The sequence below is a fragment of the Paraburkholderia sp. XV genome, from assembly GCF_020177535.1.
Lineage (GTDB): Bacteria > Pseudomonadota > Gammaproteobacteria > Burkholderiales > Burkholderiaceae > Paraburkholderia > Paraburkholderia caribensis.
This window is the reverse complement of sequence record NZ_JAGUUD010000020.1, coordinates 61,588-74,724: the sequence shown is the minus strand read 5'-3', so window position 1 is coordinate 74,724 and position 13,137 is coordinate 61,588. Positions and strand designations below refer to the sequence as shown.

16 protein-coding genes are annotated in these 13,137 nt (G+C 62.1%); 8 read left to right on the top strand and 8 right to left on the bottom strand.

Annotated features, from left to right (window positions below; genetic code table 11):
- The first annotated feature begins 195 nt into the window (after positions 1-195).
- From uvrB to KFO72_RS13315, 6 genes are all read left to right on the top strand, one after another.
- Positions 196-2,289, top strand: coding sequence for an excinuclease ABC subunit UvrB (gene uvrB, locus KFO72_RS13340; RefSeq protein ID WP_054930107.1), 2,094 nt, complete (start codon positions 196-198; stop codon positions 2,287-2,289).
- A 397-nt stretch (positions 2,290-2,686) separates the two neighbouring features.
- The gene (locus KFO72_RS13335) at positions 2,687-3,235 is read left to right on the top strand and encodes an iron transporter (protein WP_054930108.1); all 549 of its coding nucleotides are present in this window, start codon (positions 2,687-2,689) and stop codon (positions 3,233-3,235) included.
- Between the two features lie 88 nt (positions 3,236-3,323).
- Positions 3,324-3,659: a cupredoxin domain-containing protein gene (locus KFO72_RS13330; protein ID WP_054930109.1), complete on the top strand. Its 336-nt coding sequence runs from the start codon at positions 3,324-3,326 to the stop codon at positions 3,657-3,659.
- Positions 3,660-3,722: 63 nt separating this feature from the next.
- Positions 3,723-4,568, top strand: coding sequence for an FTR1 family iron permease (locus KFO72_RS13325; protein ID WP_054930110.1), 846 nt, complete (start codon positions 3,723-3,725; stop codon positions 4,566-4,568).
- Positions 4,565-5,974 carry a 4Fe-4S binding protein gene (locus tag KFO72_RS13320; protein ID WP_062915547.1) on the top strand — a complete coding sequence of 470 codons (1,410 nt, stop codon included), beginning with the start codon at positions 4,565-4,567 and terminating at the stop codon, positions 5,972-5,974. Before KFO72_RS13325 ends, KFO72_RS13320 begins: the two co-directional genes overlap by 4 nt.
- A 34-nt stretch (positions 5,975-6,008) precedes the next feature.
- Positions 6,009-6,416, top strand: a complete 408-nt coding sequence (locus tag KFO72_RS13315) for a GlcG/HbpS family heme-binding protein (RefSeq protein ID WP_054930112.1) — start codon at positions 6,009-6,011, stop codon at positions 6,414-6,416.
- 276 nt (positions 6,417-6,692) lie between these two features.
- Here the strand turns inward: KFO72_RS13315 and hemP are convergent, their stop codons facing one another.
- From hemP to KFO72_RS13295, 4 genes are all read right to left on the bottom strand, one after another.
- Positions 6,693-6,968: a hemin uptake protein HemP gene (hemP, locus tag KFO72_RS13310; protein WP_225032329.1), complete on the bottom strand. Its 276-nt coding sequence runs from the start codon at positions 6,966-6,968 to the stop codon at positions 6,693-6,695.
- Positions 6,969-7,107: 139 nt separating this feature from the next.
- Positions 7,108-7,599 (bottom strand): SRPBCC family protein, encoded by a 492-nt coding sequence (locus KFO72_RS13305; protein WP_036004224.1) that lies wholly within the window; start codon positions 7,597-7,599, stop codon positions 7,108-7,110.
- Between the two features lie 39 nt (positions 7,600-7,638).
- Positions 7,639-8,037 carry an OsmC family protein gene (locus tag KFO72_RS13300; RefSeq protein ID WP_054930114.1) on the bottom strand — a complete coding sequence of 133 codons (399 nt, stop codon included), beginning with the start codon at positions 8,035-8,037 and terminating at the stop codon, positions 7,639-7,641.
- Positions 8,038-8,202: 165 nt separating this feature from the next.
- Positions 8,203-9,075, bottom strand: coding sequence for a pirin family protein (locus KFO72_RS13295; RefSeq protein ID WP_225032328.1), 873 nt, complete (start codon positions 9,073-9,075; stop codon positions 8,203-8,205).
- Positions 9,076-9,197: 122 nt separating this feature from the next.
- On the opposite strand from KFO72_RS13295, the gene KFO72_RS13290 reads away from it, so the two are divergent.
- The gene (locus tag KFO72_RS13290; RefSeq protein WP_054930116.1) at positions 9,198-10,178 is read left to right on the top strand and encodes a LysR family transcriptional regulator; all 981 of its coding nucleotides are present in this window, start codon (positions 9,198-9,200) and stop codon (positions 10,176-10,178) included.
- Between the two features lie 385 nt (positions 10,179-10,563).
- On the opposite strand, the gene KFO72_RS13285 is transcribed toward KFO72_RS13290, so the two are convergent.
- Genes KFO72_RS13285 through KFO72_RS13275 form a run of 3 tightly spaced genes read right to left on the bottom strand, consistent with a single transcriptional unit; the run spans position 10,564 to position 12,503 of the window.
- A complete protein-coding gene (locus KFO72_RS13285; protein ID WP_054930117.1) occupies positions 10,564-10,983 on the bottom strand; it encodes an ExbD/TolR family protein in 420 nt (139 codons plus the stop codon).
- Between the two features lie 16 nt (positions 10,984-10,999).
- Positions 11,000-11,731: a MotA/TolQ/ExbB proton channel family protein gene (locus tag KFO72_RS13280; RefSeq protein WP_054930118.1), complete on the bottom strand. Its 732-nt coding sequence runs from the start codon at positions 11,729-11,731 to the stop codon at positions 11,000-11,002.
- Between the two features lie 43 nt (positions 11,732-11,774).
- On the bottom strand, positions 11,775-12,503 hold the full coding sequence (locus KFO72_RS13275; protein WP_225032336.1) for an energy transducer TonB: 729 nt from the start codon (positions 12,501-12,503) through the stop codon (positions 11,775-11,777).
- Between KFO72_RS13275 and KFO72_RS13270 the strand changes: the two genes are divergently transcribed.
- Positions 12,412-12,729, top strand: coding sequence for a hypothetical protein (locus tag KFO72_RS13270; RefSeq protein ID WP_225032337.1), 318 nt, complete (start codon positions 12,412-12,414; stop codon positions 12,727-12,729). The genes KFO72_RS13275 and KFO72_RS13270 overlap by 92 nt on opposite strands.
- A gap of 42 nt (positions 12,730-12,771) precedes the next feature.
- Here the strand turns inward: KFO72_RS13270 and KFO72_RS13265 are convergent, their stop codons facing one another.
- Entirely contained in the window at positions 12,772-13,008 is a 237-nt protein-coding gene (locus KFO72_RS13265; RefSeq protein WP_036004238.1) for a bacterioferritin-associated ferredoxin, read from the bottom strand.
- Positions 13,009-13,137: the final 129 nt, after the last annotated feature.

Sequence of the window (13,137 nt, the reverse complement as noted above, 5' to 3'; positions counted from 1 at the left end):
CATCGGCGCGGCCCGCGAGGGGATTAATTTGCAATGAAAACAGCGATCTGGCGATGTTTTCATGCCGCGTCCGCATCAATCCGGGCGCAGCAGCGGACATGCGGCGGCCGCGTCCCGGGCGTCTGGCGAGGCGTCAGCCCGCCTGTACGCAAACCGCTAGAATAGTCGTTTGCTCCCGGCCGAGGTGCCGCTTCCATGTCCGAACATCATCTGAGTGAAGTCCACGACGCTCTCGACGAATCCAAATTCGTGACGTTCGAGGGCTCCCCGTTCCAGCTCTATCAACCGTATCCGCCCGCCGGCGACCAGCCGACGGCCATCGACACGCTGGTCGAAGGCGTCGAGGACGGTCTGTCGTTCCAGACGCTGCTCGGCGTGACGGGCTCCGGCAAGACTTACACGATGGCGAACACGATTGCGCGGCTGGGCCGGCCGGCCATCGTCTTCGCGCCGAACAAGACGCTCGCCGCGCAGCTGTACTCCGAGTTTCGCGAGTTTTTTCCGCGTAACGCCGTCGAGTACTTCGTCTCGTACTACGACTATTACCAGCCGGAAGCGTACGTCCCGCAGCGCGATCTGTTCATCGAAAAGGACTCGTCGATCAACGAGCACATCGAGCAGATGCGTCTGTCGGCCACCAAGAGCCTGATGGAACGGCGCGACGTCGTGATCGTCGCGACGGTATCGGCGATCTACGGTATTGGTAATCCGTCGGAATATCACCAGATGATTCTGACGCTGCGCACCGGCGACAAGATGGGGCAGCGCGACATCATCGCGCGCCTGATCGCCATGCAGTACAACCGCAACGAAGCCGACTTCGCGCGTGGTTCGTTCCGCGTGCGCGGCGACACGATCGACATTTTCCCCGCCGAGCATGCGGAAATGGCCGTGCGCGTCGAACTGTTCGACGACGAAATCGATACGCTGCAGTTGTTCGATCCGCTCACGGGCCGCGTGCGGCAGAAGATTCCGCGTTTCACCGTCTATCCGTCGTCGCACTATGTGACGCCGCGTGAGACGGTGATGCGCGCCGTCGAGACCATCAAGTCCGAGTTGCGCGACCGCCTCGAATTCTTCTACGGCGATGGCAAGCTCGTCGAAGCGCAGCGGCTCGAGCAGCGCACGCGTTTCGATCTGGAAATGTTGCAGGAACTGGGTTTCTGCAAGGGCATCGAAAACTACTCGCGGCATTTCTCGGGCGCCGCGCCCGGCGAGCCGCCGCCGACGCTGGTCGACTATCTGCCCACCGACGCCATGATGTTCCTCGACGAATCGCACGTGCTGATCGGCCAGTTGAACGGCATGTACAACGGTGACCGCGCACGCAAGGAGAATCTCGTCGACTACGGTTTCCGGCTGCCGTCCGCACTCGATAATCGCCCGCTCAAGTTCAACGAGTTCGAGCGCAAGATGCGCCAGGTCGTGTTCGTGTCGGCGACGCCCGCCGATTATGAAAAAAAGACGTCGGGGCAGGTGGCCGAGCAGGTCGTGCGCCCAACGGGCCTCGTCGATCCGGAAATCGAAGTGCGGCCGGCGCGCACGCAGGTCGACGACGTGCTGGCCGAGATCAACGAGCGCGTGAAGGCGGGCGACCGCGTGCTCGTCACGGTGTTGACCAAGCGCATGGCCGAGCAGTTGACGGAGTTTCTCGCCGATCACGGCGTGAAGGTGCGCTATCTGCACAGCGACATCGACACCGTCGAGCGTGTCGAAATCATTCGCGATCTGCGCCTGGGTACCTTCGACGTGCTGGTCGGGATCAACCTGCTGCGCGAAGGTCTGGACATTCCCGAGGTGTCGCTCGTCGCGATTCTCGATGCCGACAAGGAAGGTTTCCTGCGCGCCGAGCGTTCGCTGATCCAGACCATCGGCCGGGCTGCACGTAATGTGAACGGCAAGGCGATCCTCTACGCCGACAAGACTACCGACTCAATGAAACGCGCGATCGACGAAACCGAGCGGCGGCGCGCGAAACAGATCGCGTTCAACGAGAAGATGGGCATCGTACCGCGCGGCGTGGTGAAGCGGATCAAGGACATTATCGACGGCGTCTACAACGTCGATGAAGCGCGCGCTGAGCTAAAAGAGCAGCAGGTTCGTGCGAAGTTCGAAGACATGTCCGAAAAGCAGCTCGCCAAGGAGCTCAAGCGGCTTGAGAAGCAGATGATGGAGCACGCGAAAAATCTCGAATTCGAAAAAGCGGCTCAGGTGCGCGACCAGCTCGCGTTGCTGCGCGAGCGAGTGTTCGGCGCGAATGTCGGCGATCATCTGACGGGCACGGACTAGCTCTCGTCCGCGTTCCAGCCGTTGCGGGAAGGCGACGGGGCGCGGCGCTTTGCCGCCGCGCATGTCGTGCCATGTCTCCTCGCTCCAGTTCAGCCGCAATGCCATTGCGGCGCCCCGCCGGGAACACCGCGAAAACGGCTCTTAAGCTTCCCGTAAGACCCTGTTGCAGCAAGGCTTTCGACGCTTTCGCATTTGTCTCTCCCATCGAACAGTGATAAACTGATTCAAGTATTGAGAATGGTTCGCATTACCGTTCGTTAGTGCTTTCGCAATCGCGTTGACGGTATCGGACAATTCGTGAAAGACGTGAAGACCACGCGCTTGCGAGACCTCTTCAACGCGCCTTTCCGAGTTCGGCTTTTCGTTGCTTCAGTCTAAAAAAACCAAAGGAGTTTCAATGCGCGTTTCGTCAATCTTGAGCGGCGGAGTAGTTGCCCTCGCTGCCGTTGCCGCGATGTCGGCGTCGGCCGCTGAATATCCGATCGGCAAGCAGCAGATCCGAGGCGGGATGGAAGTCGGCGCGGTCTATCTGCAGCCGATCACGATGGACCCGGAAGGCATGATGCGCAAGGCGTCGGATTCCGATGTCCACCTCGAAGCGGACATCCATGCAGTGAAGAAGAATCCGACCGGGTTCGCAGAAGGTGACTGGATGCCTTATCTGCAAGTGCACTACGAACTGACGAAGCCGGGTTCGAACTACGACCAGAAGGGCGACCTGATGGCGATGGTTGCCGACGACGGTCCGCACTATGGCGACAACGTCAAGCTTGCCGGCCCGGGCAAGTATCACCTGAAGCTGATCGTCGAACCGCCGATGCAGGAAGGCCACATGGCGTTCGGCCGTCACGTCGACAAGGAAACGGGCGTGGGTCCGTGGTTCAAGCCGTTCACGCTCGAATACGACTTCACGTTCGCGGGCATCGGCAAGAAGGGCGGTTACTGATCGGTGTCGATCGCATCGCGATCCCTGATGCCGTGACGAGCGGCAATGAGCGGCGCGTGAGAGCGCGCCGCATTTTTAGGAAGGATGCATGAGAGTCAATCAGAAGCTTGCCGTTCTCGCGATGGCGGCATCGTTCTTCGGCGCGGCGCACGCCGCCGAGGAAGCCGTGACGTTCAAGCTCGAAATGACGGACGGCAAGCTGACGCCGGCGCGTATCGAAGTGCCTGCGGGCAAGCGCATCCGGATCGAAGTGAAGAACACGGGTAAGGGCGCGGCGGAGTTCGAAAGCGTCGAGTTGCGCAAGGAAAAGGTTCTGGCGCCGGGCGCCGAGTCGGTGGTGGTGATCGCTCCGCTCGATCCCGGCACCTACAAGTTCTTTGATGATTTCCATCAGCAGGCGCAGGGCGTGATCGTCGCCAAGTGACGTCGCGGCAGCACGGGCCGTAATACGGACGCGTGGCGTCCACTGAAGTGGTTGGAGGTTTCGATGGGTCAGGTAGTGTTCATCGTTTGGCGGGAAAGCGTCGAGGCGCTGCTCGTCGTCGGCATTCTGTACGCGTGGCTGAAGAACGGCGACGAACAGGCGCGTCACGGTCTGCCCTATCTGTGGGCGGGCGTCGCGGCGGGCATTCTGGCCGCGATCGGCCTGGGCGCGGCGCTGGTCGGCTTCACCGAGGTGCTGTCCGGCGATGCGCAGGATTATTTCCAGACTGCGATGGTGCTGATCGCCTGCGTGCTGATCGTGCAGATGGTGATCTGGATGAAGTCGCACGGGCGCACGCTCAAGCGCGACATGGAACAGTCGCTGAAGAAGAGCACGCAGAGCGCGAACTGGTGGGGTGTCGCGGTGCTCGTCGCGCTGGCGATCGCGCGTGAGGGCAGCGAGACGGTCATTTTCCTGTACGGCCTGGGCTTCGGCCAGTCGGGCCACGTCGGCATGGACCAGATCATTGCCGTGCTGCTCGGCCTCGGTCTCGCATTCGTGACGTTTTACCTGCTGCAGCTGGGCGGCAAGATTTTCTCGTGGCGCCTGTTCTTCCGCGTCACCGAAATCATGCTGCTGTTCCTCGGCGCGGGGCTGTTCCAGACGGGCGTCGACAAGCTGATCGACAAGGAAATCCTGCCGACCATCGTCGATCGCATATGGAACACGTCGATGATTCTCGATGACTCCAGCACGTTCGGCTCGCTGGTCGCGACGCTGACGGGTTATCGCGCGCATCCGGCGCTGATGAACCTGATCACGTATGCGCTCTACTGGGGCTTCGTGTGGTATCTGATCCGCCGTTCGAAGCGCGTTCCCGCGCAACAGGCGGCAGGGCGCGCGGCATGACGACGGTAGTCGCAAATCGCCGCAGCCGGCTTGCGGAAGCCGGCAACTGGATGCAGCGCCACGGCGCTGCCATCCGCGGCATCCAGTGGGTCGTCGTTGCCGTCTACGCTTTCCTGATTCTCGTGCCCGCATTCACCGAACTGCCGGGCGACACCGCGCATCTGTGGAACAACCTGACGCTCGCGGCGCAGTTCGTTTTCTGGGGCATCTGGTGGCCGTTCGTGCTGCTGTCGATGGTGATGCTCGGGCGCGTCTGGTGCGGCGTGCTGTGCCCCGAAGGCGCGCTCGCGGAGTTCGCCAGCAAATACGGACGAGGCTGGGCGATCCCGCGATGGATGCGCTGGGGCGGCTGGCCGTTCGTCGCCTTCGGTCTGACGACGATCTACGGTCAGATGGTCAGCGTCTATCAGTATCCGAAAGCGGTCTTGCTGGTGTTAGGCGGATCGACCTTTGCCGCGATGATCATCGGGTTGTTGTACGGTCGAGAGAAGCGTGTCTGGTGTAAGTACCTGTGCCCCGTCAACGGGGTTTTTTCGCTTCTGGCGCGCCTCGCGCCGTTCCACTACAAGGTCGACGAAGACGCGTGGCGCCGGTCGTACAAGGAAGGCGAACACGGGCATCGCGTGATCCCCATCAACTGCGCGCCGCTCGTGCCGTTGCGCAAGATGGAGGGCGCCGCCGCCTGCCATATGTGCGGCCGCTGCAGCGGGCACCGCGACGCGATTGCGTTGACGTGGCGCAAGCCGTCGTCGGAAGTCGTGAATCTCGGCGACAAGCAGGCGAGCGCCTGGGACACGGCGCTGATTCTCTATGGCCTGCTGGGCATCGCGATCGGCGCGTTCCACTGGACGGGCTCGCCGTGGTTCATCGACGTCAAGCAATCGCTTGCGACATGGCTTATCGATCACGACATCATGTGGCCGCTCGACACGAACGCGCCGTGGTTCCTGTTCACGCATTATCCGGAACAGAACGACGTGTTCTCGTGGCTCGACGGCACGATGATCATCGCCTACATCCTCGCGACGGGCGTGGTCTACGGCACGGCGCTGCTCGCGTTGCTGGCGGGCGCGACCCGCATGCTGGGACGCTTCGACAGGACGCGCCTGCATCATCTTGCGCAAGCGCTGATTCCGATTGCGGGCACAGGTGTGTTCCTCGGTCTGTCGGCGACGACGCTGTCGCTGCTGAAGGCCGAACATGTGCCGCTCGATTGGGCGTCGGACGTGCGCATCGCGATTCTCGTGATTTCGAATGCGTGGAGCGCGTGGCTCGCGTGGCTCGTGACGCGCCGCTACACGGCGCGGGTTTTCCAGCGCGCGTTGTCGGTGGTATGGTTCATGGCAGCACTGGCCGTCGTCGATAGCGCGTGGTGGCTGATGTTCTGGTACTGGCCGGCACATTGATCGGCGGCGCGCCGCGTATCCGAGCGAGGCGCCCGTGAGAACCAAACCCGTATTGACCGACGAAGACATCGGCAAGATAGCCGCCGCTGCGCAAGCGCATGCGGCGGCGAATCACTGGACCGTGACGATCGCGATTCTCGACGACGGCGGTCATCTCCTGCATCTGCACCGTATGGATGGCGCGGCGCCCGGCACGGTCGACATGGCGACCGCGAAAGGGCGCACGGCCGCGCTCGGGCGCCGCGAAACCAAGGTCTACGAAGACGTCATCAAGCAGGGGCGCATCGCGTTTCTGAGTGCGCCGCTCGCCGCCTTCGTGGAAGGCGGTGTGCCCATCGTCGTGGAAGGCGAGACGGTGGGCGCGATCGGCGTGTCGGGCGTGAAGTCGGAGCAGGACACGGCGATTGCACGCGCGGGCATTGCCGCGCTCGAATTGCGCTGACGGTTCCGTACGCCCCCAAAACACAGAAGCCGCGCAGACGATGTCATCTGCACGGCTTCGCTTTCATCATTCATGAACGTGGCGCGATTCATAAGCGCATACGTCGCGGTGAGAACCAAAAAAACGGCCTGGCTTGCTTCGACGGCTGGCTTGGTGTCTGCACGAAGGGGTCTAGATCTCGCGTGCAAGCCGTCGTGGCTGGCTAGTGCCCAACACCTCTCTGGGAGGTGGTCCCCACAATACCCGGTACTCAATCAACCTTTACTGCGGCATTCGTTACTTCGTCAGAATCAGTTTGCCCAGTCGCGTTGCGCGCAACTGATACGTCTCGCCGTTGTGCATGATGCTCACGTGACTGCGGCCCTGAAGCAGCGCATCGCTGCGCAACACGCGCTCCGACGTTTCTGCTGTGGCCGGCGCCGCGTCGCTGCCGTTGGCTGCATGGCGTTCCGCAGGCGACGCCGTCATCGGTTTGGCGGGACGACCGGTCGTCAGTGCCGCTGCCGCGGGGCGGCGCAGGCTAAGCGTGGAAGAGCGTGTCATGTTCGTCATGCTTGCCGTTGGTGTTCGTCGATTCGTTAGATTGATTCTAAATGATAACCATTCCCATTTACAAGGTTTCAAAACTAATCGGTTTGGTGTTTCGATAGGGGAGGGCTTGCGCCGCCAGGAACCTGGCAGCGCGCGAGAGTCAGTGCAACTGGTCAGGCGTATTGCGCGCGCTGACGTACTGGCGGATGAGGCGGACCGTATCGATGTCCGACTCGCGATACGCCGATTTCACGATCTCTTCCGTTTGATGTGCGTCCGGGTCGACGTTTTGGTCGGCGGATGGCAGGCTCGTCTTGTACTCGAAGCGCAGGAAGAGTTGCAGTTCGTCGGGCTGCTCGATGGTCATCGTCAGCGAGCCGCCGACGTAATCGGCCGTCGCGCTGATGTCGTAGCGCACGCTTTTTTGCGGCGTAAGCGTGACGTGGTCGCGCACGGTTGCCTGGCCGTAGTGCAACTCGCGCTCCATCGTGCTGTCCGTGCGCGACAGGATCGAGCAGCTGTCGAGGCCCATCACGAACAGTTGCGGCTGCTCCGCGCGCAGCACGAGCCCTTCCCACAGCTGTTCGCGCGTCAGCGATTCGACGAGCGGATTGAGCGGATCGTTGATCTGAATGAGATGTTCGAAGTTCAAGACGACAGCTTCCTCTTAAAGCTCAAGGTTCACGCACTATCAGGCAACGGCCAGGCCCGTGCGGATCGAGATCGGATTGCTCAGGATCTTGTGCACGGGGCATGCATTGGCTATTTGCAGGAGTCGTTCCTGCTGTTCGTCCGACAGATTGCCCGTCAGGACAATTTGCCGGTCGATCGCCGTGCCGTCGCCATCTTTCTGCATCGACAGCGTCACGCGCACTTCTTCGAGCGGCCAGCCTTTACGCTGTGCGTACATTTTCAGCGTAATCGACGTGCACGCGCCGAGGCTCGACAGCAGCAGGGAGTTCGGCGTCGGGCCACGATCGCCGCCGCCCAGCGACTCCGGTTCGTCGGCGAGCCATGTGTGTGTGCCATCGTCGAACAGTACCTGGAAATCCGTCGAGCCGATGTGTGCGGTGACCTTCGTGTCTGCCATGCGCGCTCCTGTGCGGGACGTTGAGTCAGAACGTTCAGTGGGAACGCTCGGTTGGAACGATAGCGCCGCGCGGCGCATGACGCGGCGCGCGGCTCGAACCGCTATTGTGAACGAATTTGCTGCGATTCGCGGCTGAGCGCCTGCCGCGAAAAGCCGTATGGACGGCTAGTGCGTGATCTGCCCCATGCGGCCGGCCTGATAGTCGATGACAGCCTGCCGGATTTCGTCTTCGGTATTCATCACGAACGGGCCGTAACGCACGACAGGCTCGTTCAGCGGCACGCCGCCGAACAACAGCACGTCGAGCGGTTCGGCGCCCGCGGCGATCGTCACCGTGTCGCCGTCGTTGTCGAAGACGATCATCTGCTGCGCGTCGATTTCCAGCCGCTCGTCGCTATAGAGGCCTTTTCCCGACAGCCCATAAGCGAACACCCGATAGTCGCGCGGCACGGGATGCACGATCTGCGCGCCAGGCTGCAGCGTGAAATGCTGATAGAGGATCGGCGTGCGCGTTTCGATCGCGGCCTTCACGCCGAGCGCCTCGCCTGCAATCACTTTTACGCGGACCTTGCCGTCTGCGGATGTTGCAACGGGAATCCCCGCCGACGGCATTTCCTGATAACGCGGCGCGATCATCTTGTCGCGCCTGGGCAAGTTCACCCACAGTTGCAGGCCGTGCACGCGGCCGCCCGTCACGACGAATGACGGATCGGGCATTTCGCTATGCACGACACCTGCGCCCGCCGTCATCCATTGCACGTCGCCCGCGCGCAGCGTGCCCGAGTGGCCCGCCGAATCCTTGTGACCAAACTGGCCTTCGAGCACGTACGTCACCGTTTCGAAGCCGCGATGCGGGTGATCAGGCGCGCCTTTCGCCTCGCCGGGCGCGTAGTCGACGGGGCCCATTTCGTCGAGCAGAAGAAATGGGTCGAAATCCATCAGCATGCGGGTCGGAAACGGGCGGTGGACGACGAAACCGCCGCCTTCAACCGTGCGTACGGAAGGATACGTGCGTTCGATCGTGCGGGTCGCGCTCATCAAAATCACCTCGAAAATTGGGGAATAGCGTTATTTCTGAAACATAGGGCTATTATATGGACCGTTTTGGGCCGTAACAGGCCGTCTATCGCAATGGATTGTTCTGCTAGTGAAACGATGACATGAAGATCGATTCGCATAACCTGAATGACCTGATGTACTTTTCGCAGGTCGTCGAACATGGCGGGTTCTCCGCCGCCGAACGCGTGCTCGGCATTTCGAAGTCGCGCCTGTCGCGCCGGCTGACCGAGCTGGAGGCGTCGCTGGGCGTGCGTCTTTTGCAGCGCTCGACGCGCAAGCTCGCGCTGACGGAAGCCGGGCAACTGTTCTACCAGCACTGTCAGGCGATGCTGTCGGAGGCGCAGGCGGCCGTCAACGTCGTCCAGCAGTTGCGCTCGTCGCCGCGCGGCACGGTGCGCGTGAGCGTGCCCGTGACGATCTCGCAGACCATCATGTCGCAGATCATGCCGGAGTTCATGCACCGTTTCCCCGAAGTGCGCGTCGTGATGCGCGTGACGAACCGCGTGGTCGACCTGTTCGAGGATTCGATCGATGTGGCGCTGCGCGTGCGTTCGGAGCCGCCCGAAAACGCGAATATCGTCGTGCGGCCGCTGTGGCGCACGCAGCAGATGCTGGTCGGCGCGCCGAGTCTTCTGAGCCAGAACGCGCCGCCGCTCGAGCCCGCTGACCTGAAACGCTTCGAAACGCTCGATACGCCGACGGGCGACGGCCGCCACGTCTACAACCTGATCGCGCCCGACGGCACGCGCCACGCGCACGACCATGAGCCGCGCCTCGTGACGGCCGACCTGATGATGATCCTGGAAGCGGCGCTCGCGGGCGTCGGCATCGCGGCGTTGCCGGAAATGATGTACGGCGCCGCGCTGCGCAGCGGACGGCTGTCGCCCGTGATGCCGGGCTGGACGCTGCCGTCGCCGCAGCTATACGCCGTGTTTCTGTCGCGGCAGGGCATGGTGCCCGCCGTGCGGACCTTCGTCGATTATCTCGTCGAGATGCTCGACCCCGACACCGGCAAGCATATTCAACAGGAATGCCCGGAGCGCGAAGCGAAGAATCTGCGGCTGAAAGCAGCTGTGGCGTGATGCGTCTGGCGCGTACTTTCACGCGCCCGCAGGAAGTGAAATACCTTTTCGCCATGCAAGCGCGGCCGGCGATGGATACTTTCAATGGCCGCAGGCTTGAATGGAAAAGCGCACGGGCTTATATTGAAATCCCTTCGCTAAGGAGTGTCCTATGCGAAAAATCACGGCCGCTTTGATAGCGAGCCTGATAGGGCTGACAGCGGTGTCCGTGTCGACCACGGCGTTCGCATGCGGTGATCAGGTCCAGAGCAGAAGCGATGGTAAATGATCCCGCCGCCCGAAGGCGCCGAGTGCGCATGAAAAAAGGCCTTCATCCGACGATGAAGGCCTTTTACTTTGAGCCCTGAAAAACAGGGCTTTTGTCGAACCGAAGTAGGCGGCGCGCCTATTTCGACTTCGGTTCCGTGACGAAACCGATCTTTGTCAGGCCGCCTGCCTGCGCCGCCGACATCACCTGCGCCACCTTTTCGTACGCGACCTTGCGGTCCGCGCTCAGATGCAGCTCCGGCTGCGGCTCCTGCTGTGCAGCAGCGGCGATCTTTGCCTGCAGCATGTCGTCGGAGATCTTCTGGTCGTCCCACGACACGTTGCCGTCGGCGTCGATCGAAACCGTCACCTGCGCAGGCTTCGTGTCTTCCTTCTGGCTGCTCGCATGCGGCAGATCGATCTTCACCGCATGGCGGATCACGGGGATCGTCACCATGAATACGATCAGGAGCACCAGCATGACGTCGACGAGCGGCGTCATGTTGATTTCATTCATGAGGCCGTCGTCATCGTCGCCGGCGAAAGGGCTCATTGCCATCGCTATGTCTCGCTATTTAGTTGGCGCGGGTCGCGAGCCGAAGACCGTCTCCGCGTTTCGACGACGACAGGCGGGCGCCCGTGACGAAGAACGCATGGAGGCCGTGCGCAAAGCGGCTCAGCTTGCTGACGATGCCCTTGTTGGCGCGCGTCAGCGCGTTGTAGCCGAGCACGGCGGGAATGGCGACGAACAGACCGAAGGCCGTCATGATGAGCGCTTCGCCAACGGGGCCCGCGACCTGATCGATCGACGACTGGCCCGACGCGCCGATGCCCAGCAGTGCGTGATAGATCCCCCACACCGTGCCGAACAGGCCGACGAACGGCGCCGTGCTGCCGATCGACGCGAGCACCGCGAGGCCGCTCTGCATGCGCGCGACGCTTTCGTCCATGGTGTCCTTCAGGCAGCGCGTGATCCAGTCCGACACGTCCATGCGGTCGTGCAGATGCGGCTGCGTCTGATGATGGTGATCGGCGGCTTCCTGGCCCGACAGCGCGAGCGCGAGGAACGGGTTCTCGGCCGGCGACGACGTGCCGCTGCCGAGCTTCTTCATGCCGTCGGCGACATCGTCCGAATGCCAGAAGGCTTTTTCGGCGTTCTTTGTCAGGCGGTTCAGGCGCATCACGTTCCAGCTCTTGACGACGATCACGGTCCACGACAGCACCGACATGATCAGCAACGTCACCGCGATGCCGCGTGTGACGAAATCCCCTTGTGCCCAGACGTGGGCAATACCGTAGTTCTGCATGGCAATTCCTTTTTTCTTTGAAATGCTGGTCAGCTGATCAATGTCAATTGTTCAGGCTGAAGTCGAACGGCTGGACGGCGGGCACGCGAGTCGGCTCGCCGTCCACCAGATAGGGCTTGCACGAACTGGAGCGAATCGCGTCGAGCGCGGCCTGATCGAGACGATCGGAGCCGCTGCTCTTCTTCAGTTCGATGTTCTCGATCCGGCCCGACGCCGACAGAACGAACTGCACGACCGCGCGGCCCGTTTCGCCGCGGCGGCGCGACATCGCCGGATAAGTCGGCTCGACGATGCTGCAGCTCAGATGCGACGCGTCCTTGGGGGCCGTGATCGACATCACCGGCTTCGCAGCGGGCGCGGCGGGCGCAGAAGGCGCGGCCGGGGCCGGCGGCGCGGGCGGAGCCGGTTCGGGCGCGCTGATCTCGTGCTGCGACGGCGCTTGTGCGACGGGCATTGGAGCCGGCGTGGGCTTCGGCGTCGGGCGCGGCTGCACCTTCGGCTTGACCTTCTGGATGGGCACGGGCTTCGGCGGCGGCGGGGCCGATTCGATCGCGACGGGCGCGGCGGCAGGTGCCGGCGGCGGCAGCAGTTCGGCCGTAATCGTTCGCGGAGTTTCGACCGGCAAAGGCGTAACCGTGCGTACCGTGAACGCAATAGCGAGCGCGATGAAGTGAAGTCCGATGACGATGCCCGTCACCGTGGCGATACGCGGGTTGATTCGAGCGGAAGCTTCCGGCGCGAAGCCGGTTGGGAGAGAAGGCGTGGCCTGCATGGTCAGCGTGGCGGCGCGCCGGCAATGCAGCACGTCATGCAAAACAGCGTCATGTTCGGAATATCAGCAGCGAAATACAAACGGTGGTCAGAAAACCGATCAGCAATTCCATCTCGAACTCCTCGAAGAATGGCGTCGCTGGCTGGTATCCGACTGGCTTGCTGACGGCGGAAACGAAAAAAATGCAGCGCCCGATAATGGCACGCTTTTCGAAGCACTACGTTGAAACGCATCAAAGGCCGGAAATGAAACCGGCCTGGAACCGGCTTCAGGCGGCCTTACGTTCGTAGAACGTCAGCGGCGCCGTTTGCGTGTGGTGCTCGACGCCACAGCGGCTCGCACACACGCCGCTTTGCGCCATCACGTCGCGCACGGACTCCTCGCACTTGCCGCAGCACATCGCGACGCCCAGCTCGAACTGAAGCTCGTCGAATGAATCGACGCCTTCGGCGATCGTTGCACGGATTTTCCGGTCGGACACTGACTTGCACACGCAGACAATCATGACAGCTCGCGATAGCTAACGTTAATGCGAATTATTATCATTTTGTTTGGTCGGTTTGGCAAGCCTCCCGGGCAAAATTTTGTAACAAAACCAGCCTGTTAGAAGGGTTTCGTCCGGCGCCGCACGATC